Here is a 24149-nt window from a genome sequence, read left to right as displayed (position 1 = left end):
TCGATGAGCCTTACCATTGCTATCGTTGGTCGTCCCAATGTTGGGAAGTCAACACTATTTAATCGTTTGGTTGGGCAAAAATTGGCTTTGGTTGATGATAAGCCTGGTGTAACACGTGATCGGCGTATTCATGCGGCAAAACTTCAAGATCTATGTTTTGATGTGATTGATACCGCTGGGCTGGAAGAAGCAGGTGATCATACACTTGAGGGGCGTATGCGTTCTCATACAAAAGTTGCAATTGATGAAGCGGATCTTATTTTATTTGTATTTGATGCAAAGAGCGGAATAACACCAAGTGATTTAAATTTTTCTTCATTGGTTCGCAAATCAGGAAAGCCAATTGTGCTTGTTGCCAATAAGTCTGAGTCAAGAGCGGCAACAGGAGGAGAGTATGAGGCGTGGTCATTAGGTTTGGGGGAGCCGTGCCCAATATCGGCTGAACATGGTTTGGGACTTAGTGATCTGCGTGATGCAATTATAGATGCTGTTGGGTCAGAGCATGCTTTTGGCAACAACAAAGAAGAAGATAGAATGATACAACCTGCATCTGTTGGTGATGATGTAAAGGATTTGGAAGAAGAGGAGCTTATTTACGATGAAAGTAAGCCCATTAGGATTGCAATTGCGGGGCGTCCCAATACAGGAAAATCCACTCTTATCAATAGTATGTTGAAACAAGAGCGATTGTTAACAGGACCAGAAGCAGGACTCACGCGTGATTCTATTTCTGTAGATTGGGAATGGCGTGGTCGTCATATTAAACTTTTTGATACTGCAGGTTTACGTCGAAAATCGAGAATTCAAGAAAAATTAGAAAAACTATCTGTTGCAGATACTTTACGTGCTATTCGTTTTGCAGAAGTGGTGGTCATTGTTTTTGATGCAACGATACCTTTTGAAAAGCAGGATTTACAAATTGCTGATCTTGTGATTCGTGAAGGGCGTGTTCCAGTTATTGCTTTCAATAAGTGGGACCTTATTGAAAACAGTCAGACCACATTGATTGATTTGCATGAAAAATGTGCGCGATTTCTTCCTCAAGTTCGTGGTTTGAGAGCTGTTCCTTTATCAGGACAATATGGTCAAGGGATTGATAAACTGATGGAAAATGTCATGATGATGCACCGTGTATGGAATCGTCGCATTTCGACGGCTAAATTGAACCAATGGCTTGGAACTGTTGTGGCACATCATCCACCTCCTGCGGTTTCTGGACGTCGACTTAAGGTTAAATACATCACACAGGTTAAGACACGTCCTCCTGGATTTATGATTTCCTGCTCGCGCCCCAAAAGTATGACCCAGTCGTACTTGCGTTATCTTGTCAATGGGTTACGTGAAACATTTGATATGTCTGGTATACCCGTTCGCATATCATTACGAGCTTCTGATAATCCTTTTGCGACACGTTCCAAGAAGAAATGATAACTCTTTAATTTTTTAAGTGAATGAAATCTATACTTAAGAATCTTAAAAATAAGTTTTTTAATGATCTTTCTTTTCATAAAAGAAAAAGTTTTATTTGCTAAAGTTTTAATTTTATTGATAATCATTTATCATGAGCGCTATTAAATAGAGCTCTCTCATCTTGATAAAGATCATTTATTTGCATGTCATGAGAAGAGTTTAATAGGGAGTATTTAAGAAAGAGTACATAATCCTCTTAATGGGTTATTTAAGTGCAAGAATAGATGCACAATATGAGGGTAGGGGAATATAATTATGATGCTTGTTTGAAAAGCAGCATTAGATTATCGTTTCATAAAAATAAAGCTTATGAATAAGCGCTTTTGCTTGTTTGTCTGAATAAAAAGCAAAAATATTTGCTGAATCCACAGATATTCAATTGTAAGGAGCGAAGTTTATAAAAGTAGATTAAAATTGTATAAAGTGGTATGGTAATCATATTTAAATTTTATTGTGTTCTATTGGCTTAATCTATTTGAAATTTTTGATTTATTAATATCTTGTATTTAAAGGAGCTTCTCTTAATACCCTTAAGCTCATTTCGTGATGAGGCTTGTAATGGTGTATATAAAATACTTTGCGAATAGGATCATACAGAAACCATTGATTATTATCATTTTCATAAAATGAAAAGTGCAAGTTTATTCGAATAAAAGGAGAAAACCAACGTTCTCATACTGTTTTTAGTTTTCTATGTTCTCTTTCAAAACTAGGACTGATATAACATTGGGAGCCGGAAAATAAGATGGTATTAGTTTACACCTTTCGTTAAGCGTAAAATGGTTGTTCTATAAGTTTTATATTATTCACGGGAACTTTTCGTTATACATTCACGGGTGCTGTCGTGAAATCGGTTTAGGTGCTTAGAATATCTTTTTAAGAAAGCATGTAAATTGAAAAATACGTTATTTCTGCAATGAAATTTATACGATAACTTGTGATAGATTTCTTTTAGTATCTTGACGAATAAATTCGGGAACAATATGATGCACACGGTTTTATGAAATGTATTCTTACGTTGCTTTTTAATTAAGGAGCCAATGATGGCGATGGGCGAGAAACCCGTTATGAGCCGTAAGGAGGCTGAAGAGAAAAAGCAAGGAGAGTGTCTTCATTCAGAGGATTTGGAATGTCGTAGTAGGAACTTAAGCGTAGCTTTAGTGCGCAAGCAAGCATTAAAGAAGCGGGAGTATAAGAGTAAGCGGGAAAAATCACAAGGAAGGATGGCAGGTGCAATTAAGCTTTCCAGTGAGTTTCTGGCAAGTATTATAGTTGGTATTGTTTTGGGGTTGGGGTTTGATAAGTTAGCAAGTTCATGTCCTTGGGGATTGGTATTTTTTCTCTTCTTTGGATTTGCTGCGGGTGTATTGAGTATTCTTCGGTCTGTGGGGTATGTTTCCTCCAGTCAATTAGGAAAAAAAGGCGTATTGCGCCAAGATAAACAAGATAAAGGGGCCAATGAGAGGTCCGATAAATGAGGTTGAAGTGACAGCACACGCTCCAGATCCTATTCATCAGTTTGAGGTTTCAAGGCTGATTAAGATTTCCATAGGAAATATGGATTTATCGTTTACAAATGTATCATTGTTTACAGTCCTCACGGTTGTTGTAACTTCTATTTTTCTCTTTATTTCATCATCGAGTCGTGGATTGGTTCCAACGCGGATGCAGTCTCTTTCGGAAATGGCATATGAATTTGTAGCATCGACTCTGCGGGAATCATCTGGTGTACAGGGAATGCAGTTTTTCCCTTTAGTTTTTTCTCTGTTTACTTTTATTTTGGTTGCTAACTTTATTGGTCTCTTTCCTTATTTTTATACGGTTACGTCTCAAATCATGATCACGTTTTCGTTAGCAATGGTGGTAATCTTGACGGTGATTGGTTATGGCTTTTATAAGCATGGGGTCAGTTTTTTGAAACTGTTCGTTCCCAGTGGAGTTCCTGTTGTGGTTTTACCTCTGGTGACAATGATTGAGGTTATTTCTTTTCTCTCCCGTCCAATTAGTCTTTCTCTTCGTCTTTTTGCGAATATGCTTGCTGGTCATATTACGCTTAAAGTGTTTTCTGGGTTTGTTGTTTCAATGATTGGGGTAGGACTCGTAGGTGTGGGTGGTTCGATTTTACCGCTTATTATGACTGTAGCAATTACTGCTCTTGAGTTTTTGGTCGCATTTCTTCAGGCTTACGTCTTTACGGTTTTAACTTGTATGTATCTTAATGATGCAATTCATCCAGGACATTAATAGAACTGGCGGTTTTCCGTCGAATAATGCAATTTCGCTTTAAAGGAGAATAACATGGAAATGGTGCTTGCAGCAAAATATATTGGTGCTGGTCTTGCTTGCTTTGGTATGGCTGGAACAGCTTTAGGACTTGGTAATATTTTTGGTAGCTATCTTTCTGGTGCATTACGAAATCCATCAGCAGCAGATAGTCAGTTTGGACGTCTCGTCTTTGGTTTTGCTGTAACAGAAGCTTTGGGAATTTTTTCATTGCTCATTGCTTTATTACTTCTTTTTGGGGTTTAATCATCATCAAAAGGGTATATCTGTTCTTGCATGAGGAAAGATTTACCCTTTTAGGCTCTTAACCAGAGAGATGCCAGAGAGATGTTAGTCAGTTATCATCGGTTATAGAGGGCTTTAATAAGCTATTTAAAGGATGAAAGAGGATGTTTGTTTCAAGCGCTTATGCACAGAACACTGAAACGTCGATAGAACATATTAAAAAGGTGGCAGAGCATGCAAATCGTGTGTTTCCGCCTTTTGATTTTGTGCATTTTGGTTCGCATTTTTTCTGGTTGGCAATTTCTTTCGTACTTTTTTATCTTTTTATCTCCCGTGTAATTGTACCACGTATTGGCGGTGTTATTGAAACACGGCGAGATCGAATAGCATCTGATTTAGATCAGGCAATGCGCATGAAGCAAGAAGCAGACATTGTTGTTGAAACTTATGAGCGGAAATTAGCGGAAGCGCGTTTGAACGCGCAGGCTATAGCGCAGGTAGCTAGTGAAGAATTAAAAGAAAAGGCAGAGCTTGAACGGAAAGAAATTGAAGAGAGTCTAGAGAAAAAACTCGCAGATGCTGAAAAACAGATAACAAAAATTCGGGATAAAGCGATGCAAAATGTTGGTTCTATCGCTGAAGAAGTAGCTCTTGAAATTGTGAAAAAATTGATTGACGTTGATATCAGCAAAGAGGCTGTTCGTTCAGTTGTTAAAACTGCGGATTATGGAGGAAGACAAAGATGACTGATACTTTTTGGGCATTTGTTGGGTTAGTTCTTTTTTTGGCTCTTTTAGTCTATTTCCAAATTCCACAGAGGGTTATACACCATCTTGATGCACGCGCGAAACGTATCAAAGATGAACTGGATGAGGCGCTGCGTTTTCGTGAAGAGGCACAGGAAATATTGGCTGAATATCAACGCAAACATGCAGAAGCAGAAAAAGATGCGCAAGAAATTATTGCAGCAGCAAAGCATGAAGTTGAATCTGTTATTGCTGAGGCCCGTGCAAAAGCAGAAGAATATGTAAAAAACCGCAATAAATTGGCAGAACAAAAAATTGCCCAAGCAGAAGCCGATGCAATACGCATGGTTTCTTCATCGGCGATTGATTTGGCAATTTCTACAGCACGTACCCTTATTGCAAGGGAAATAGATTCTAACAAGGCTGATGAACTTATCAAAGAGTCTCTTGAGAAAGAATCATTTATCAAAATGAAAACATATCTTAATTAATGATATTTGAGAGATAAAGAACACTCTCTTTGGTTGCATAATTTTCTCAATATTAATTAATAAAAGTCATAAAAAAGAAAAAATTATCTTCATTGTTTTTATCAGTTAATAGGGTATTTTGATTTTAAATGACAAGTTTTGAGAAGTCTGCAACCGATTGTGTCACAATGTAAGTGCGTTTGAGAAGAGCAAGACGGTTAGCACGAATATCAGGTTTTTTATCATTCACCAATACTTTTTCAAAAAATATATCAATCAATTTTCCAAGTGGCGCTAGCACACTGAGGGCAAATGATAAATTTGTTGCATTGATGGGGGCAAGAACCTTTCTTTCTACTTCACAGATTGCATGATAGAGCTGCTTTTCTTCTTTCTCGACAAAGAGCTCAGGATTAATTTCATTCGCTATTGTTGTGCTTTTTTGAAATTCATTTTCAAGAATATTGGCAGTACGTTTTACAGAGGCTACAAAGTTCATTCCATCATAGGTATTGATAAAAGCGATAAGCGATTCGACACGACGTGCAACCAATAAAAAATCATCAGAATCTTTATTTAAAACGGCTTCAAGGGCATCGTAACGAGCACCTTCCTCTTTTAGATAGATTTTCAAACGGTCATGAAAAAAGAATAACAGGTCTGATAAAATATATTCATTTTTTTCTGGAAGCAGATTCATCAATTGTGAATTTTCTCTTTGAGAGATTTCATATTTATTTTTTTGTTGTAAGAAAAGATTCATTGCTAACTGAAACAGTGGCATAAGATTGATTTTCCAATCTCGCGAAAGTACAAGCCTAATAATTCCCAATGCTGCTCGTCTTAACGCATAGGGATCTTTTGAGCCCGTTGGTTTTTCATTAATGAGCCAAAAGCCAACGAGCATGTCAATTTTGTCGGAGAGCATAACGGTTATAGCAAGTGGTTCTTGTGGAAGACGATCTGTTGGTCCTTGAGGTTTATAATGGTCTTCGATTGCTACAGCTATGCGAGGATCTTCCCCTTGAAGAAGGGCGTATTTTTTCCCCATAACACCTTGTAGTTCAGGAAATTCTCCGACAATTTCTGTTTGCAAATCAGCTTTTGCAAGGATGGCTGCACGTTTTGCTAAAAGAGGATCTGTTTGTATCAAAGGGGCAATTTCTTGTGCGAGTGTAGCAATGCGTTCTACCCTTGCTCCTTGTGTACCTAATTTAGCATGAAAAGTTACATTCAAATGATCAAGTCGTGCCATTCTTTGATCGAGAGGCTTTTTTATATCAAGTTGAAATTTTTTTATAGAAGATTCCAATTGTTGAAGATCAGGCAAATCACGCTGATCGGTTTGCCAAAAATGAAGTGCATCAGAAAGACGGGCACGGACAACCTTACTATTTCCTTTCGAAATTTCTTTGCCTTCATCATTTGCAAGAATATTAGAAACGAGAATAAAATGATGAGAAAGTTTTACTTTTTCTCCTTGTTTGCGGGTGACAAAACATTTTTGATTGGCTCGAATGGTCAAGCGAATAATTTCTGGAGGAATATCAAGGAATGATTGGTCAAAATCACCCATCAAGATAACAGGCCATTCAACAAGACCAGCAACTTCTTCTAGGAGGGGATTGTCTTGAACCAGTTCTAAACCGTTTGCAAAGCAGAGATTTTGGGCATCAGCTAAAATAATATTCTTTCGTCTTTCGGCATCCAGAATGACTTTATGGGTTTCAAGTTGAGTAACATAGTCATCAAAGCGGCGCACTTGAAATGGCTTTCCATCACTTAAGAAACGATGACCATAAGTTAAATTATTGCTTTTAAGAGAACCAATTGTAAACGGAATAACATGTGTTTCACCAATTTCTGGTCCGAAGATGCAAAGAATGTTTTGTAAAGGTCTAATCCACTTCAGAGTACCACTTTGTGCTGAATCTTTTCCCCAACGCATAGATTTCGGCCACGGAAAGTTGCGGATAATATCCGGTAAAATATCGGCAATAATTTCTTCTGCAGCTCGACCTTTTTTAACAATTTTAGCAATATAAAAATGACCTTTTTTATCATCATGTCCAATATGCGCTTCAGAAATATCGTTTAATCCTGTTGCACGTAGAAAACCATCAATTACATGCTGTGGTGATTTTATACTGGGACCTTTGCGTTCTTCATGGATATCTTTGGAGCGTATGGAAAGTCCGCGTATGTCCAATGTGAGCCGACAAGGTGTCCAATATTCACGAGCAGCTTCATAGATCAATCCAGCATTCACAAGTTGATCTGTAACAGATTTTTTAAGATCAGCAGCAGCTTTTCGTTGCATACGTGCAGGGATTTCTTCACTGAAAAGTTCAAGAAGAAGATCAGACATTAGGCTTCTCCAGTATATATTTGTCCAGCTTCTGTGAGTAAGAAGGCTTCCCCACAACGGCGGGCGAGATTACGAACGCGAAGAATGTAATTTTGTCGTTCGGTTACAGAAATAACGCCACGTGCTTGCAAAAGATTAAAGATATGGCTTGCTTTAATACATTGATCATAGGCAGGAAAAACACAGCGATGGAATACATTTTCTTTATTTGGTTTTCCAGCATCAAGAAGTGCGCTGCATTCGCGTTCTGCATCGATAAAGTGCTGATGGAGCAGTTTTGTATCAGCAAATTCGAAGTTATAATATGAGTATTCCTGTTCTGCCTGTAAAAAAATATCTCTATAACTTATTTTGTTTTCTCCCTCCAAACCATTAAAGTTAAGGTCATAGACGTTATCAACCCCTTGGATATACATCGCTAGACGCTCAAGACCGTATGTGAGTTCCCCTGAAACAGGAGCGCATTCAATGCCGCACACTTGTTGAAAATAAGTAAATTGAGAGACTTCCATTCCATCGCACCAACATTCCCATCCAAGCCCCCAAGCACCAAGAGTGGGACTTTCCCAATCATCTTCAACAAAGCGAATATCATGCAGTTTTGTATCAAGCCCGATAGCTTGTAGCGACTTTATATAAAGTTCTTGTAGATTGAGCGGAGAGGGTTTGAGAAGCACTTGGAATTGATAATAGTGTTGTAAACGATTTGGATTCTTACCATATCGGCCATCTGTTGGACGTCGAGAGGGTTGGACATAAGCAACTTTCCAAGGGCGTGGTCCTAGAGAGCGTAATGTTGTTGCTGGATGAAAAGTCCCAGCTCCGACTTCCATATCGTAAGGTTGCAAAATTGCACATCCATAGTGTGCCCAATAATTTTGCAAAGTTAAGATTAGTCCCTGAAAAGAACGTTTGGGGTTAAGATGTTCAGGTAGTTTCACGCTTTATACTCTTTATATTGGACTAAACAAAAAACCAAAGTAATTTTAGTTTCTCTATTTATTATTCATGTGGTTTATGGTTAAGCATCGTTTATTGCAAACCAAATTTCAACTTTTCTTGAATTTGTTCAGAATTTTCTGGTTTTCCGTCAATTGCATGGTTCCATTGAAAGATTGCTTCACGTTTACGCCCAACTTTCCAATAGGCATCCCCTAAATGATCATTCAGTGTTGGGTCCTCAGGTTGTAATCTGACAGCATTTTCTAATATTTGCACTGCTTTATTATATTCTTTTAGTTTATAATAAGCCCACCCTAAAGAATCGAGAATATGGCTGTTGTGAGCTTGTAAAGCAGAGGCTTTTTGTAGCATACGGAGCGATTCTTCAAGCTTCTCACCACGTTCCACAAGGGAATAGGCTAAATAATTAAGAACCTGCGGTTGATTTGGGAAAAATTCAAGTGATTTTCGCAAGTCAAGTTCTGCTTTTGACCATTGCTTTAAACGTTCAAAAGCAATACCACGCTGATAAAAGAGTTTCCAATCGTCCTGCTGAAAGTTTTTTATCTTTGTAATAGCGTAGTCTAGAGTTTTAATGGCCTCAAGAAATTTATTGTCCTGCATATAAAAAGCAACGAGCGTTATCAAAATATTACGATCATTGGGAAATTTTTTATTTAACAATGTGAGTAATTTTATTGCTTCTTTGTAATTGTTGTTATTGGCAAGAAGGAATGCAAGATGAAGTTGTCCATCTTTATAATAAGGAGATTTAGGGGATAAAGCGCGATAAAGTTTAATTGCTTGATGTGGATCGTTCAATTTAGCAGAAATGTGTGCGAGCTGAAACAGTGTTGCGTCATTTTGAGGGTATAAGGCGAAAGATAATTGCTTAAAAATACGTGCAATTCGCCCTGAGTTTTTGTAGTTGAGGGCTGTTCCAAAATTATATAATACCTCGGCTGCTCCTTGTTGAGGTGTTTTAATAACTCTCTCTAAGAAAGAATTTTTTTCAATTTTTTCTCGAAAGTTTTTAAGGACTTCTCGATCTGACAACATTTGTTCGCCATGCTGGATTGTTTGAAGAGCTTGGTTGCGCATATTATGGCGCAATTGGAATGAGGCATAGGCTATGATAATACGCTCATAAGTATTAGGAGCGATAAGAGTTCCCTGTTTGTTATTCAGTGCTTTAATGAAATATTTTTTTGCATCCTTTGGCTGTTCTGCAAGGTCGCTCATAAGTGCTAGATGATAAGATATAAAAAGGTCATACCAGACAGGACCTTTGAGTTTCTTAAGATCAGTGATTGCTTGAGATTTTTGTCCAGATCCAAATTTAATCCAAGCACCGATGAGTTCAGGTATTGGATTATTGGATTTCGGAGGTTCTTTTGATTGTAGAAGAAAATTGGCATTCTTATAGTCTTTTTTGATGAGACTTTCTACTGACAAAGTTAAGGAAACAAAGGGAGTTATAACATCTTGCTCTTTGAGTTTTTGGGCTTGTTGGACAGCTTCTTTAAAGTTTCCGACCGAGAGCATAGCTTCAAGGAGCTCTTTTTGTGTTTCAATGTTATCAGGTTGATAAATGAGTGCTTGTTTAAAGTAATTGATAGCAAGTTCTGTTTTATTTTCATGATTTGCAACCCTTCCAGCTAAATAAGCACCTGTAAATGAGCTTGTATGAATTGCGGTGCTTATTTTACTGTAGGTGGGGAATGGCATCAGCATGATACCCACGATAAAGAGGGTAAAAATTCGGGATACCGTTGCAGAGCACATGGAGCTAATCCTTTTCAAGATAATCAATCGATGGTGTTGTTTATAGATCATATCTCATTACTTTATTGAGAAATACTGCGATTCTTGCAAAGAATTCAGTTTACGCGCGCAATACAAAATTCAACAGTCTCAACGAGAGCATTGTAAGCAAGATTTTCGTTCATGGGAACAAGAGCATCAATTGCATGTTTTCCGTAGATGCGTGCTTGTTCTATTGTATCTGTGATACTATCATACTTTTCTATTAAGTGTTGCGCGTATGCGAAGGCTTCATTATTGTTATTGCCATCTTCAAGTGCTTGTTTCCAGAAATTTTTTTCTACTATATTTCCACGTTCATATGCGATAATAACAGGCATTGTTATTTTTCCTTCTCTAAAATCATCCCCTATATTTTTTCCTAAGCTTTGAGCACTACCGCTATAGTCAAGTGCATCATCAATCAATTGGAAAGCTAAACCTAAAGATGTTCCATATTCACGTAATGAAGAACGCTCTTTATGTCCATAGCCAGCAACAATCGGTCCTACTTCAGCGGCTGCTGAAAAAAGTGCGGCTGTTTTGGCATTGATGATTTTGAGATAGTCTGAAGGGCTGGTTTTGATATTTTTTGCAGCAGAAAGTTGCATGACTTCTCCTTCAGCAATAATTGCAGCAGCGTTCGCTAGGACAGAGAGCGCTTCTATGGAACCGACATCGACCATCATTTTAAAAGCCTGACCCAACAGGAAATCACCAACAAGTACGCTTGCTTGATTCCCCCAAATCATCCGTGCCGTGGATTTTCCACGTCGCAAATTACTTTCATCAATCACATCATCGTGTAGTAATGTTGCTGTATGCATAAATTCAACAGCTGTTGCGAGTTTTATATGTCCGTCACTTTGATAACCGAACATATGAGCAGAAGCGAGCGTAATCATTGGGCGTAATCGCTTTCCACCTGATGAAATAAGATGGTTAGAAATTTCAGGGATCATCTCAACCTCTGATTTTGCCATAGAGAGAATAAATTGATTTACACGCTCCATATCTTTTTGAGTAAGATTGACAAGAGATTGAAGAGAAATTTGATTATTTCTTATTTGTTCTGGTTTGATAGCTGCGCTCAATGTGTTTACTCCTAGAGTATTGCAATGGACATATATAAAATTTACTTTATTTACTAGCATAAAGGGGGTTTGGTTTTGACTCAAGCTTTTGATGGCGCTTTGAAGTGTAAGCTTGGAATGTTATTGGCAAGAAATGTTCTTTAGCGAGTGTAATCTTGTTGTTATGAAATAATAAAAAAATTTAAAATAGCAGCTGAATGGCAAAAATGCAGTTTATAAAGGTGAACATTAGGCTTTTAAATGGATAAAACAACGAATCAGAGTGGTGAAACAATTGACAGTTTTCACCGCGGAAAATTTTATTTGGTTCAACCCCATAAATATGGTCATCGTTCTGGAATGGATGCGATGTTATTGGCTAGTTTGGTTCCAAGTAATTTAAAGGGCAAGGTTGTTGATTTAGGCGCAGGTGCTGGAGCTGCAGGGTTGGCTGTTGCTTCGCGTTGTCTGAAAGTTCATGTTACCTTAGTTGAACGTTCAGCTTTTATGGTATCTTACGCTCAAAAAACGCTTATGCTAAAACAAAATAAACAATTTGCTAGCCGAATTTGTTTGCTAGAAGCAGATGTTACCTTCAAAGGGAATGCCCGTATAAAAGCAGGTTTGATAGATAATAGCTTTGATTTTGCGATTATGAATCCACCTTTTAATAATCCCACCGATCGTAAGACACCTGATAAACAAAAATCTGAAGCACATGTTATGTCTGAAGCAATGTTTGATAACTGGTTGCGGAGTGCAGCAGCTATTGTTAAGCCAGGTGGATACTTAGGGCTCATTGCACGTCCACAATCGCTGACAGATATCTTGCGTGCTTTAGAAGGGCGTTTTGGTGGTATTTGTATAATTCCTGTGCATGCCCGTGCGAAAACAGCAGCAATTCGTCTTTTATTTTACGCAAAACGAGGAAGCAGAGCAGCTTTATCTATTTTACCGGCATTGGTTATACATGAAGGTAATGACCATACTTTTTCACCTCGAGTTGATGCAATTAATAATGGATATATAAGCTTGTGGGAACTTTTCTAATAGTATCTTGTGTTTTTTAGTTTATTATTTAAAGTCTACACTTTGTCATTAGGGAGGTTTAGCTTTTGGGTGAAGTTATATTTCTGGTTGTAATGTGGGGATTGATTGGCGCTTTTGGATATTATAGCGTTGTTCCTTTTTGTTGTCCTTGCCTATTTAATTGTTCTTAATTTATAAGGAGATTTTGTTTTGATGGATTTTATTAAAAGTTTTATTCCACGCCGTTTTTCTTCCGATAAACTTGAAATTCCTGTGGTGCGCCTTCAAGGAGCAATTATGGATTCATCAGCATCTATATCTCGTACCCTTTCCCTCAGTAGGTGTGCAAATCTTTTAGAGAAGGCTTTCGCACACAAAAAGTCACCGGCTGTTGCACTTATTATTAATTCTCCTGGTGGTTCACCTGTACAATCGCGTTTTATCTTCAAGCGCATTCGTGACTTGGCAGAAGAAAAAAATAAAAAGGTACTTGTGTTTATTGAAGATATTGCAGCATCTGGTGGTTATATGATTGCTTGTGCAGGGGATGAAATTTTTGCAGATCCTTCTTCAATTGTTGGTTCCATTGGAGTGGTTTCAGCTTCCTTTGGTTTTCCGGAACTTTTGAAGAAAATTGGTATCGAACGGCGTGTATACACAGCAGGAAAGAACAAAGTTACATTAGATCCATTTCAGCCAGAAAAAAAGGCGGATATTGAGCATTTGAAATCTCTCCAACTTGAAGTGCATCAAACTTTTATCGATTTGGTTAAAGAACGGCGTGCTGAAAAATTATCAGATGATTCGAATCTCTTTACAGGAATGTTTTGGAGTGGAAAACAAAGCGTTGAGCTTGGTCTGGTTGATGGATTGAATGATGTACGTTCTGTTATTAAGGAGCGCTTTGGTAATGATGCAAAACTTCGACTTATTATGCCTCCAAAAAGTTTTTTAGGACCTAAAACGCCTTCAGGAGTGACGGCACATACGGTTTATACAGTCGTTGATAGTGCATTGATGGCAGCAGAAGAGCGAGCGCTTTGGCAGCGTTATGGTTTGTGATGGAAAGGATCATTCAAGCCAGAGAGATTTTTATCTAAAAACAGATGCTAGAAGAAAAAAGGCTTGAAATGATATGAATGAGAACATGTCGTTTATTTTGTATGAGAACTCTTTATATTTATTGTTTTTTTAGAAAACGATTAAGAATATTCCAAGCTGTTTATAGGGCTCGTGCTAAAAGTATGGGTAAAAGGGGGGAATTTTTAAAAGAACCCTATGTAAGTGAATATTACGTCATATGATATCAAATGTACAAACTTCGTTCCAAAGACATTCCTATTTATTTACACCTATTAAATTGAATTTAGCTCTACATGTTGTGGGGCAACGTGCTGATGGGTATCATTTAATAGAAAGTTTGGTTTATTTTAGTCTTAGCGGTGATTGTCTACACTATGCACCTTGTGAAAATAATCAGTTTGTTTTGACGGGGCCGTTTGCAAAAGGGCTTGTTTCTCATTTAGACAATTTGGTTATTCGCGCACGGGACTTTATGCATAAGACTTTTCCGGAATGTGCTCAACCTGCTTTTTTTCGGCTTGTAAAAACATTACCTGTTGCTTCAGGCATTGGTGGTGGCTCAGGTGATGCAGCTGGGGTTATCAGCATGTTGCGTCGGCAGTGGAATCTTGATTGCTCTTACGAAGAATTAGCAAAAATGAGCTTAGTTCTTGGTGCTGATGTTCCCATGTGCCTTTGTGCATTAAAGTATCAGCAGCCGCTTTTGGTTAAAGGGATTGGTCAAGAGATGATACGACTAAAAGAAGCTTGTTCATTAGCAATGGTATTGGTTAATCATGGACAAGAGATTTCAACACAAGCTGTTTTTAAAGCGTTAGAGAAGCGTCATAATCCTTCTTTAAAAATTAATACAGACGCTTTAAAGAGTGTTGATTCATTAGTTGAAGTTTTACAAGAAACGCGTAATGATCTTTTTTCTCCTGCATTAAAAATAGCACCTCAGTTAGCTGAAGTGTTATCTATATTAGATGAATGTGGGGCTCTTTTTTCCCGTATGTCTGGAACGGGAGCAACTTGCTTTGGCATTTTTAAAAATAAACAAACGGCGCAACAAGCAGCTCTTTTTATCAAATCAATGCACCCAAATTGGTTTATAAAACCTATCATGACTTTAGGAACTATTTGATAAATAAATATAAAAGCTTTTATTTCATCATGATTTTATTATACATAATAAAAGAGGGTAACCAAAGAAATGTGTTTTTTTATTTTTTGTGCAAGAATTCGCGGAATGTTTGAAGAGCCATTTAAAACTGTAATGCTTGCAAAAAATGATCAGTCTACAGAAATAGATGTATGTTTGTTGTATTTGTGATTTATCAAAGATGTTTAATTTTCCGCTACAACCAAATTTTTCGTGCGAATTGTATTTGCAAAAACAGGGTTTTTTTCATATAGCAGGTGTTGATGAAGTAGGACGGGGGCCTCTCGCTGGACCTGTGGTAACAGCAGCAGTTATCTTGGATAAAGATCGTATTCCTAATGGGTTAAATGATTCAAAAAAACTTTCTTTTCTCCAACGAAATAGACTTTATCATGAAATTTTGCAAAGTGCATTAGCGGTTTCAGTTGCCAGTCTTTGTGCTCGTACAATTGATCAATCCAATATTAGAAAAGCAACTTTAGAAGCAATGCGTCGCTGTATTATAGGATTAGCCATTCCAGTCCACTATGTCCTTGTTGATGGGCGTGATATTCCTTCTGAGTTGTCCTGTCCTGCAATGGCGTTGATTAAGGGTGATCAGCGTTCGGTTTCCATTGCAGCCGCATCTATTATTGCAAAAGTAACGCGTGACCGGATGATGGAATGTGCAGGACAAGTTTATAAAGGGTATGGTTTAGAGAAGCATGTAGGTTATGCAACGCTAGCGCATCGTACAGCTCTTGATAAATATGGACCAGTTATAGGATTACATCGTTATAGTTTTGCACCACTAAAAGAGTGTAAAAAAGGCAATTAAAATCAATAATTTATTACAAGAGTAAGGGATTTTATAATCATTGATTCTGTTATGTTTTTTTGGGTGTCTATCCCTAACCTTTTTGAAGCTTTTTTATCACTTATTCCCATCCATTTTTTCCAGATATATAATCAGATATTTCTAACATGGGCTTGACTCTTATTGTTATTAACCGTATAGCAATGATATACGACAAGGGGCAGTATATGGCAATTGTGAGTTTTAAACATAAGGGCTTAAAATTATTTTATACAACAGGTTCCACAAAAGCTATTTGACCAGATCACGTAAAAAATTACGCGTTATCTTAACGGCTTTAACAAGTGCTACTACGCCTGAAATGTTGAGAGCGCCTGCCTTTAAAATACACCCTCTTAAAGGTGAACTTACAGGGTACTATTCTATATGGATGAATGGAAATTGGCGTGTTACTTTTCGCTTTATAGGAACAGATGTGGAGCTTGTTGATTATCAAGATTACCATTGATGAGAGGAATGAAAGAAAATGATGCATAACCCCGCACATCCGGGTGAAGTTCTGAAAGTAGCTTTCTTAGAAGAAATGGGGATAACAATACAAAAATTAGCTGATCATCTCCATATGACAAGAGCTTCTTTATCAAGAGTGATTAACGGACATGCTTCTATAAGTACCGAGCTTGCTATTAAATTAGAATTAGCTGGTTTCAGTAAAGCAAAATTTTGGTTGGATATGCAAACAAACTATAATTTATGGCAAACAAAGCAACAGGCACAACCACCTATTTCTCTTCTTGTTTCTGATACACCTCAAACGCCGCTTTGATTTCGTTAATAATTTTGATGGTGCTTTGGTTTGTTTTTTTAGCTGCTGCCCATTGCTCTAACTTTTTTGTAGCTTTTTGATTGCTTCTATTGCAAGTCGTTTTCTATCGGCTGTTCTGGTACAAAGGGATGCCATTTTATCTTCTGTCCAGCCAAAAAGCGCTTTCATTTGTGAAACCGTAGCACCAGCATTGGCAGCACGTTTTGCTGCTAATTTTCGCAATCGGTGCGCTGATTTTTTAATACCCGCCGCATTACATGCTTCATGAAAGAGGTTGCCAAAACTTTCTTTGACAAGCTTATTTCCACCTTTACCACAAATGAATGTTTCATCACCTATGGGACCAATTTTAAGGGTTTCCTCTAGTTCTGATAAAATAGGAAGAAAAACATCTGTTTTAAATTGGCTCTTTTCTGTTTTTAAATGAATAATATTATCTGTTGTGATATCTTTCCAGCCGATACGAACGGCATCACCACGACGCAAGCCTGTATAAAGAAGAACATCAATCCAGACGCGTTCATGTGTACCATGTGACCAACGGTGATAATATTTGTCTATGTCCTCTTCTAGCCATGGCAGTAATCCCCCACTGTTTAAAGATTTTGGTGCTTTTAATTAAAAGCAGGATTTCTATTCAAAAGATCATTATCAACCGCCCAATTAAAGAGACTGTTTAAAGAGGTCAAAAAATGTTTTACCGCCGCGGGGGTCTCTCGCCTTCTATCTACGGCTTCAAGAATGTGTTGTTTGTTTATGCTTTTATATGCACGATCACCGATATGTTTAGAAACATTATTCAGAATTCGATATTTAATTTTTTTAGTAGATTCTGATTGATTATGCCATTGCATGCTTTGTAAATACTGATGCAATAACCAATCGAAAGAGCCTTTTGTAAGTCTGTTTATTTTCTTGGAGATGCCATTTTGCGCTTGTTTAATAGCCAGCGTATATTTGCTCTGATGGAAATCAATGGACTGTCATAAATTTTAGTATTTCCATAAATTTTAGCTTTTCCACTAATAAATGTGCCACCGTAAACATGTGCATCCCCAAAAACCTTGGCATAACCATAGACTTTTGCATCATCACTTATCCAGCAATTGCCATCATGACTTAGATTGTCTTCTTTTTGTGTAAAAGCGCCAAGATCACCTGCCTTTACATCTCCAAAGTCTCTCAAAGCACGGATGCGGTAAAGTGTAATGTATCCACCAACCTCAATTGTTTCATCGGTCAGTTCATATTTCTTTTCCTTGATTTGCGCAGAATTCACCCGTAGCGTGAATCATGCATCACTTAAAAGTTGTTAGGAATGGGTAGGGGGCTGGGAGGCATATGGGCACTCCCATTTTAAAAAAATATGCAAATTTATTTTTTAGATGTGCTTAATTTCATATTTCCAATCAGGCAATGGAATGAGAGCTAATGCGAGTTGTCCTCTATGACACATGCATACATTGGCTTCAAAACAGGTGATTGCAACGCGCTTTTTGTTAAAAAAATTTGATATAATTTGTTTATTGCACAAGAATTATCCTTGAGAGTTGTATTTTGATAATCTTCAAAAAGGCGATCATAATCTTTTGTGTTTTCAAATTTCTTCGTTTTTCAGAGGCGATTCCAAGTTCAGGCATATGCCATATATTCAATATCAATGTTGTTTACAACTTTCTCTAATTGTCTTTTTGAAAATCCGTATTTTCTGCTTATTGGATTTTTACGAATATCATACAAAAGTTTAATATTATTTTTGATAAGTTGATTGAAATAGTCCTCAAAGGATTTTCTTTCATAGCCAATGGTAAAAAACAAAGCTCTCATCTTTAGCAGACTGTATGATGATATGTTTGATGTTACACACGTTTAATTTCCTTAGTAAATAGGTGGGGGCTCCATGAGTGCCTCTTTCCAAAAGGATAAATCCNAATTTCCTTAGTAAATAGGTGGGGGCTCCATGAGTGCCTCTTTCCAAAAGGATAAATCCTCTAGCGATTATCATAGTGTTGTGGAGCAATCAGGCATCAAAGCGGGTGATGGCGGCTTTAATATCATTGTTAAAGACAAAACGACCCTAACCGGAGGCATTATTGCTAGCACAGCCTCGGCGGACAAAAACAGCCTGACCACTGGAAGCATTAGCACCAGTGATATCAGCAACAGTGCCCATGCTAAAGCCAGCAGCCATGGGTTTAGCCTTTCTGGGAATGACACGATAAAAAACATTGCCAAGAATGTTTTAAATCACGGCAAAGCCAAGGATGGAGCAGAAGGGGAAACCAAATCTGCTATCAGTGATGGGACTATCATCCTTACTGATACAACTGGACAGAGGGCGATGGGGCAAGATGCTGGACAAATCATTGGCTCTCTCAACCGCAACACCGCAGCAGCACACCAAGCAGTAGAACAGCTAGATGTCGCATCGCTTGAGGGGGTAGTGCATAATCGCGTAGATATGATCAATGATTTATCGGATGAAGGATTGGGATACTGGGACAAAATACGTGAATTCGCATATCTCAAAGAGCATCCTGAGGGTGAGGTTGAGCATGATGAAAATGGCAATGTCCTCTATGCAACAGATAAAAATGGAAACTATATAAAAGACAGCTATGGAAGAAAAATACCTCTGTATCACTATTTAACACCAGAAGAAGAAAAACATTTACAAAAAGGTTCTGATGGCAAGGTTCATATGTTTTACAATGGTATTTTTACCTCACCAGATGATGCTGCGCGTTATACTGTCCAGTTTGCTGACAATGATCATGGTCCCCTTTATTTTACATACTTCCCAGAAGCTGAAGACTGGGAAGTGGAAGTAGGGATAGCGATTTTTCAGAAGTTTCTGGAAGGTAGATTTTTTTTGGATTGACCAATTCAACCAAGAAATTCCAGGATACAATGTATCTTTATGGCAATACAGGATTGCATGATGATGCCCATAGTCGTGGTACCATAACAGCAGGAAATGGATCACATGATTTAGTAAAGCATGGTGTTCACGGTATAGCAAAGGAAACAACGGTTAATTTTTTTGGTCCAGCTTATAATACTCAAGACATGGCAGATACGTTATATATCTTAAGGGATGGAAAGAAAACCACTGTCGGCTTGGAAAACCATGCAGATGATTTTGTTGGTGTTGTGTTTGGCAAAAATCCCGCTACTTTTGACAAGAGTCCCCTTGGTAGTAACGCAGTTAAAGAGGCAAAGAAAGTACTATTTGATTATCCAAGTCCTCATGTTTGTTATGCAAATGCGGATCGAGCATGTAGACATGATTATGGTTCATCTCACCGGATACAAATTGATTCAATTAATTCATGGAGCAAAAAATGAAACACATTTTAAGATTATTAAGCGGGATAATCCTGTTAAGTATAGCTGGGTGTAATTTTTTTAAGCCTGCTCCAGGGTATATGTATATCTGGGAGAAGTCAGGAGCAGATTTTACTGAGATAGGAAAAGCTTTATTAGAATGTGGAATGCCAACGCCTTATGATGAGGATTCAGAAAGCAGAGAGCAGAGTATTAATGCACAGGCAACAGTCCATGCTTGCATGATTCAATCAGGATTCCACTATAAAGATGAACATGAAGGGGGATGGTGTTATACTTTTAAAGAAGAAAATCTTCCGATTTGTCGTCCAGGTGCTGTCATCCCACAGAGAAGTGTCAAGAGGCGCTTAAATAGCCCTTATTGTAAAAAACATTCAGAACAACTTGAATGCAAACCTTAAGTCTTACTTCAGCAGAGAAAGCCTTGAATTTACACCAAATAAAGCACCAGGTTGATGAGTTTGAGAAAGCCTTGTCCGTCCTTACGTGACAAGGTTTTCTTTTTATGCCGCGTCGTTATAACGTTGCTGTTTTGCTTGCTCGATGACATTGATAAGATCTGATTGTAACCAACGCGATAAAAAACCAAATTTTAAAGGTTTTGGGAGAGAGCCATTGGTAACATGACGGCGGAAAGTTGAGACACTCATATGAAGCAATTTTGCACTTTCACGGTCTGTTAAAAGAATATCATTTTCTGTCATTCTAAAATCCTTTCACTATAAAAAAAGAAAACAAAATATAACTATTTATTAACCACATTTTGGTTCATTTTTGAAGGTATTGTATTTATAGAAAACAATATTTTATCATAGTTTTTCTGATGTGATCGTTCATGACTCTTATTGAGAAAGAATGAGAGAAAAGAGAGAGAAAGTTATCCACAGATATGGGGTTATTCACCCCATATCTTAAGATTGACCCGTGACATAAGCCGCCCATTTATCCATATAAACACGGCGCTGTTCTAGATAGTCAGTGCGACGATAGGAGCGCTCTACTTACCCTCCTACTGTATGACTTAGAATGGTTTCAGCAACTTCATAGGGGGCATCGGTTGTTTCAGCAAGCCAATCGCGTAAACTAGAGCGAAAACCATGCGGGCAGGCATCAAGACCAGTTTGTTGCATATAGTGTGACATACAACGTTCAGCGAGGGGACCGCGACCTTTAGCAGAAAAAAGAAATCATTACGAGAAAGCAATCGTGCTTGTTTTAAAATGTCTAATGCTTCAGTTGATAAAGGCACGCGAAATTCTTTTGTTGTATCACGCTTGCCTTTCATATTTTCAGCAGGTATGGTCCATATATCCCCATCAATTTGATCTTTATGAATATGACGCAAAGGATTGCTACGAACCCCTGTAAGGATAAGCAAACGTAATGCCAGATATGTTATGGTTGTTGTTTTACAAAGCGTCTGATAAAAAGCCGGCACTTCTCTCCAATCCATGGCTGGTCTATTAATAACTTTATGGAGTTGCTTTCCTAAGAGAGCGCGTGCTTTTTATGTTGCCTGTAAATCAACGTCCAAACCCAAGGCAGCCGCATGTTTGAGACAAAGATTAAGACGCATCAATGCTGTTCGAGCAGTTCTAGCTTTTGTATGCAAAATAGGGGCAAGGGTATCACGTATCTCTGTTTGTGTAATCTCTGAAACGGGCAGACAGCCTAATTTGGGGAGAATATGGAGGCGTAAATGTAAAAACCAATTACAAGCCTTGCCATCATTTTTTAATTCAGCTTTACGGCTTTCAAAAGCATCTAAAGCAATATCTTTTAAGTAATGGAGATTGCGCATTGCCTCACGCTTTTGTTTGTTGCGTTCTTTAATAGGGTCACGCCCCTCACGTAAAACAGCACGCCACCTAGTTGCCAATTCACGGGCTTGTTTTAAAGAGACATGTCTTAAGGCACCCAATCCCATTTCACGACGACGTTCGTGAAGGGTATACCGTAAAATCCATTGAGCACCACCATCTTTACGCTTATGAAGTAACAAGCCGGCACCATCATTATATTTGCCAGCCCCCAATGTTGCGACAGACCTTGCATTAAGACGGTTCATAAGAGCCATTTTTAGTCCTTTCTTATACAAATTTGATCCACACATTTATCCCGCTTTTGACGTGCAAGCGAATGATTTTGATTAATACAACATGGAACAGATTTTAAATGATAGAATCCTACAGTATTAGTTTTTTCATTCAATATGAAAACAATAAGTTATCATTATAAATCAAAGTGATGTGGCGTGATGAAGATGCTTATGCAAAGAATCTAAAAGTCTTTTTGCAAGTGTTTGAATAAGTTCTTTGTTTTCTTAATTTTAGATACAAAATACTATCGCTAAAGCACCAAAAGTAGATCATGCTGATAATAGATGAAACTTTGATGGCGCTTGGTTTTAAAAAAGGCAACATTTGATTTCACTGTTTGCACAGGCATTGATTTTGCAATAACAGATGATAGTTTATTGCATGCAGAATACGGTTATTCAGATTTCGGTAAAAAGAAATTTATAAAGAATATTATCATTAACAGTTATGCAAAAATTTAATGAAAATGAATCCAACTTTAAGACACATAATTCTAGAGTGATTTAGTTTACAAATTTTCATTGAATGCAAAATTAAAAGTTTAAGAAGCCTTATTTTCAAAAAATCTTTATTTTTTTGTGAGTGTGTCATTTTTGCTACAGATATTTCAGAAAAGATGCTCTATATGAATTTCATTTTGGATATTTGGAGAGATTTTATGAATACAAAACGTTTAATAACAGCGTCTATTTTTTCTTTAATTTCAGCGTCTACAGCACTAGCTGCTGATGTTATGATTCCTCATCAGCCAGCATCATCGACTACTTCTACCATTGTTGCACCTACTTTTTCATGGACAGGTCTTTATTTAGGTGTCCAAGCTGGTGGTTTTTCAAGCAAGGCTGATGTGGCTCTTGTTGGTCAAGAAAAGAGTTTACCACTGGATAAAGAGTTCTCTCCTAAACTTTCAGGTTTTGTAGGTGGTTTTTATGCAGGTTCTAATATTGATCTCGGTGATAACTTTATTTTTGGCATCGATACGGATTTAATGATATCTGGAAAAAAACACACAAAGACCATTACCATAGGTGCGGCTGATAACACTACAGTAGAAAATGCAGTCGTAAGATCCCGCAGATCCGCAGAAGTTGTAACCACAACAGGAACACCAACAGGAAAGACAACACAAACAGCTGCTTCAGAACAACCTGCACCAAAAGTAGCAGATGTAGGAACTACATCAACAAAACCTGCTGCAGAAACAGAAACCTCCAAACAAGTGACGAGATCAGAAGTAAGAGGAACGCCAACGCCAGCAGAGGGCAGCACACAAACTGTTCCATCTAAAAAAATCTCCCCACAGACAGAGGGAAGATCAGTGCAAGCATCATCGGGATTATTGGCAAGATCAGATACAAGACAGCCATCGGTAGCAGTAGGAGGAAATGGATCAAATCCAGTTACATCTAAACCAACAGCTATTGGCACAGGGGCAGGAGTAGCAGGGAAGTCATCATCGTCCTCATTGGTAAAATCAACAGCAGGAAATCAAACAGCAGGAGTAGGGTCAAGTGGAACAAGTGCACCTGCAAAATCTGCAGAAGCAGGATCTGCAAAAACGGCTGAAAAAGCACCAGTATCCTCTGCCTCATCAACAGTATTAGGCGCAAGTCAGCCAGCAGCAAAAGCACCCACATCGGTACAACCTGCATCACAACCATCAGCAGTAGAAAAAACAGTACCGAGCGGATCACTTGTACTCGCGAGATCAGGGTCAACCTCTGAGTCAGCAAAATATTCCAATGGAACAAGCGGAGCCCAAAACGGAGGTCATCATAGTTCTTCCCATGGTAGCGGAAATGCTAATTCGCATGGTGCACCTCATGCAGGTGGGCGTAGCTCTGGTGCTCATCCGAATGGTGCTAATCCATATGCTTCTCGTTCTCATGGTGGACAGAATATGGCTGGACACGGTGCACAAAGTGCACAAGCGGTGGATAAGAACGATTCCAGTACATATGGTATAGAACAAATGAAAAAGCTGGTTTCTGAACTTGGTCTTGATCAAGAGGATGAAGTTGAAACTTTAAATCATACTTTCAAACAAAATTGGGGTGGTGCTACACGGGTACGTATTGGTTTTGCTGCTGATCGCTTTATGCCTTATCTTGCTGGCGGTATTGCTTATGGGCAGTTCCAAGACACTGTATCAATATCCGTTAAGGATGAGGATGGAAGAGTCGTTTCTTCTAAGAACTTATCTGATGAAACAAAAACCATGATTGGTTACACACTTGGTGGTGGCGTTGATTTCTCGGTTTTGGATAATGTGATTGTACGTGCAGAATATCGTTACTCTGATTTTGGTAAAAAGAAATTTGCAAAGGAAAAACTTGAAGTTAACTACAAAACCAATGATTTCCGTGTTGGTGTAGCTTATAAATTCTAATTTTTAAAAGAGTAAATTTCTAAAAGGCTCCACTATTAGTGGAGCCTTTATTTTT

At 38.0% G+C, this 24149-nt stretch carries 22 protein-coding genes and 3 pseudogenes; 16 read left to right on the top strand and 9 right to left on the bottom strand.

Features of this window, described 5'->3' with window-relative positions:
• The first annotated feature begins 3 nt into the window (after window positions 1-3).
• From der to ACFIL2_RS02570, 6 genes are all read left to right on the top strand, one after another.
• Window positions 4-1428: a ribosome biogenesis GTPase Der gene (der, locus tag ACFIL2_RS02595; RefSeq protein ID WP_375680399.1), complete on the top strand. Its 1425-nt coding sequence runs from the start codon at window positions 4-6 to the stop codon at window positions 1426-1428.
• Window positions 1429-2513: 1085 nt separating this feature from the next.
• Window positions 2514-2948, top strand: a complete 435-nt coding sequence (locus tag ACFIL2_RS02590; protein ID WP_375680398.1) for an AtpZ/AtpI family protein — start codon at window positions 2514-2516, stop codon at window positions 2946-2948.
• 7 nt (window positions 2949-2955) lie between these two features.
• Window positions 2956-3714 carry a F0F1 ATP synthase subunit A gene (locus tag ACFIL2_RS02585; protein ID WP_375623586.1) on the top strand — a complete coding sequence of 253 codons (759 nt, stop codon included), beginning with the start codon at window positions 2956-2958 and terminating at the stop codon, window positions 3712-3714.
• A 54-nt stretch (window positions 3715-3768) separates the two neighbouring features.
• Window positions 3769-3999: a F0F1 ATP synthase subunit C gene (locus tag ACFIL2_RS02580; RefSeq protein ID WP_005773968.1), complete on the top strand. Its 231-nt coding sequence runs from the start codon at window positions 3769-3771 to the stop codon at window positions 3997-3999.
• Between the two features lie 143 nt (window positions 4000-4142).
• Window positions 4143-4724 (top strand): F0F1 ATP synthase subunit B, encoded by a 582-nt coding sequence (locus tag ACFIL2_RS02575; protein ID WP_375633551.1) that lies wholly within the window; start codon window positions 4143-4145, stop codon window positions 4722-4724.
• A complete protein-coding gene (locus ACFIL2_RS02570; protein ID WP_375633552.1) occupies window positions 4721-5215 on the top strand; it encodes a F0F1 ATP synthase subunit B in 495 nt (164 codons plus the stop codon). The genes ACFIL2_RS02575 and ACFIL2_RS02570 overlap by 4 nt, the downstream gene beginning before the upstream one ends.
• 124 nt (window positions 5216-5339) lie before the next feature.
• On the opposite strand, the gene glyS is transcribed toward ACFIL2_RS02570, so the two are convergent.
• From glyS to ACFIL2_RS02550, 4 genes are all read right to left on the bottom strand, one after another.
• The gene (gene glyS, locus ACFIL2_RS02565; RefSeq protein WP_375634698.1) at window positions 5340-7562 is read right to left on the bottom strand and encodes a glycine--tRNA ligase subunit beta; all 2223 of its coding nucleotides are present in this window, start codon (window positions 7560-7562) and stop codon (window positions 5340-5342) included.
• Window positions 7562-8503, bottom strand: coding sequence for a glycine--tRNA ligase subunit alpha (locus tag ACFIL2_RS02560; protein WP_375606430.1), 942 nt, complete (start codon window positions 8501-8503; stop codon window positions 7562-7564). Before ACFIL2_RS02560 ends, glyS begins: the two co-directional genes overlap by 1 nt.
• A 91-nt stretch (window positions 8504-8594) precedes the next feature.
• A complete protein-coding gene (locus ACFIL2_RS02555) occupies window positions 8595-10289 on the bottom strand; it encodes a tetratricopeptide repeat protein (RefSeq protein ID WP_375634697.1) in 1695 nt (564 codons plus the stop codon).
• Between the two features lie 95 nt (window positions 10290-10384).
• Complete coding sequence (locus ACFIL2_RS02550) at window positions 10385-11461, bottom strand: polyprenyl synthetase family protein (protein ID WP_273787893.1); 1077 nt, start codon at window positions 11459-11461, stop codon at window positions 10385-10387.
• A 180-nt stretch (window positions 11462-11641) separates the two neighbouring features.
• Between ACFIL2_RS02550 and ACFIL2_RS02545 the strand changes: the two genes are divergently transcribed.
• The 6 genes and pseudogenes from ACFIL2_RS02545 (at window position 11642) to ACFIL2_RS02520 (ending at window position 16258) form a co-directional block, all read left to right on the top strand.
• Window positions 11642-12430, top strand: a complete 789-nt coding sequence (locus tag ACFIL2_RS02545; RefSeq protein ID WP_375633556.1) for a tRNA1(Val) (adenine(37)-N6)-methyltransferase — start codon at window positions 11642-11644, stop codon at window positions 12428-12430.
• Window positions 12431-12622: 192 nt separating this feature from the next.
• A complete protein-coding gene (locus ACFIL2_RS02540) occupies window positions 12623-13471 on the top strand; it encodes a S49 family peptidase (protein WP_012754808.1) in 849 nt (282 codons plus the stop codon).
• 238 nt (window positions 13472-13709) lie between these two features.
• Window positions 13710-14618 (top strand): 4-(cytidine 5'-diphospho)-2-C-methyl-D-erythritol kinase, encoded by a 909-nt coding sequence (locus ACFIL2_RS02535; RefSeq protein ID WP_375634696.1) that lies wholly within the window; start codon window positions 13710-13712, stop codon window positions 14616-14618.
• A gap of 166 nt (window positions 14619-14784) precedes the next feature.
• On the top strand, window positions 14785-15453 hold the full coding sequence (locus ACFIL2_RS02530) for a ribonuclease HII (protein WP_375633558.1): 669 nt from the start codon (window positions 14785-14787) through the stop codon (window positions 15451-15453).
• A 206-nt stretch (window positions 15454-15659) separates the two neighbouring features.
• Window positions 15660-15940, top strand: a pseudogene (locus tag ACFIL2_RS02525) (type II toxin-antitoxin system RelE/ParE family toxin).
• Between the two features lie 18 nt (window positions 15941-15958).
• On the top strand, window positions 15959-16258 hold the full coding sequence (locus ACFIL2_RS02520) for a HigA family addiction module antitoxin (RefSeq protein WP_375618459.1): 300 nt from the start codon (window positions 15959-15961) through the stop codon (window positions 16256-16258).
• A 57-nt stretch (window positions 16259-16315) separates the two neighbouring features.
• Here the strand turns inward: ACFIL2_RS02520 and ACFIL2_RS02515 are convergent.
• From ACFIL2_RS02515 to ACFIL2_RS02505, 3 genes and pseudogenes are all read right to left on the bottom strand, one after another.
• Window positions 16316-17214, bottom strand: a pseudogene (locus tag ACFIL2_RS02515) (tyrosine-type recombinase/integrase); the annotation flags it as partial.
• Window positions 17166-17537: a hypothetical protein gene (locus tag ACFIL2_RS02510; RefSeq protein ID WP_375633559.1), complete on the bottom strand. Its 372-nt coding sequence runs from the start codon at window positions 17535-17537 to the stop codon at window positions 17166-17168. The gene ACFIL2_RS02510 and the pseudogene ACFIL2_RS02515, both read right to left, overlap by 49 nt.
• 353 nt (window positions 17538-17890) lie before the next feature.
• Window positions 17891-18085, bottom strand: coding sequence for a DUF488 family protein (locus ACFIL2_RS02505; RefSeq protein WP_375634695.1), 195 nt, complete (start codon window positions 18083-18085; stop codon window positions 17891-17893).
• Window positions 18086-18218: 133 nt separating this feature from the next.
• Here ACFIL2_RS02505 and ACFIL2_RS02500 point away from each other — a divergent pair, with 133 nt between their 5' ends.
• Genes ACFIL2_RS02500 through ACFIL2_RS02490 form a run of 3 tightly spaced genes read left to right on the top strand, consistent with a single transcriptional unit; the run spans window position 18219 to window position 20007 of the window.
• The gene (locus ACFIL2_RS02500) at window positions 18219-19139 is read left to right on the top strand and encodes a hypothetical protein (protein WP_375634694.1); all 921 of its coding nucleotides are present in this window, start codon (window positions 18219-18221) and stop codon (window positions 19137-19139) included.
• Complete coding sequence (locus ACFIL2_RS02495; RefSeq protein WP_375634693.1) at window positions 19136-19606, top strand: hypothetical protein; 471 nt, start codon at window positions 19136-19138, stop codon at window positions 19604-19606. The genes ACFIL2_RS02500 and ACFIL2_RS02495 overlap by 4 nt, the downstream gene beginning before the upstream one ends.
• Entirely contained in the window at window positions 19603-20007 is a 405-nt protein-coding gene (locus ACFIL2_RS02490) for a hypothetical protein (RefSeq protein WP_375677105.1), read from the top strand. Before ACFIL2_RS02495 ends, ACFIL2_RS02490 begins: the two co-directional genes overlap by 4 nt.
• A 102-nt stretch (window positions 20008-20109) precedes the next feature.
• Here ACFIL2_RS02490 and ACFIL2_RS02485 read toward each other — a convergent pair whose 3' ends face one another.
• Both ACFIL2_RS02485 and ACFIL2_RS02480 read right to left on the bottom strand, forming a co-directional pair.
• Window positions 20110-20310 (bottom strand): AlpA family transcriptional regulator, encoded by a 201-nt coding sequence (locus ACFIL2_RS02485; protein WP_004860538.1) that lies wholly within the window; start codon window positions 20308-20310, stop codon window positions 20110-20112.
• A 207-nt stretch (window positions 20311-20517) separates the two neighbouring features.
• A pseudogene (locus tag ACFIL2_RS02480) lies at window positions 20518-21683 on the bottom strand (tyrosine-type recombinase/integrase).
• 680 nt (window positions 21684-22363) lie between these two features.
• On the opposite strand from ACFIL2_RS02480, the gene ACFIL2_RS02475 reads away from it, so the two are divergent.
• Complete coding sequence (locus tag ACFIL2_RS02475; RefSeq protein ID WP_375676910.1) at window positions 22364-24094, top strand: outer membrane beta-barrel protein; 1731 nt, start codon at window positions 22364-22366, stop codon at window positions 24092-24094.
• Window positions 24095-24149: the final 55 nt, after the last annotated feature.

Origin of the sequence: Bartonella sp. AP30XZML (assembly GCF_042195945.1) — a bacterium.
Classification (GTDB): Bacteria; Pseudomonadota; Alphaproteobacteria; order Rhizobiales; family Rhizobiaceae; genus Bartonella.
Note: the sequence above shows the minus strand (reverse complement) of the source record. Positions and strands in the feature narration are given on the sequence as shown.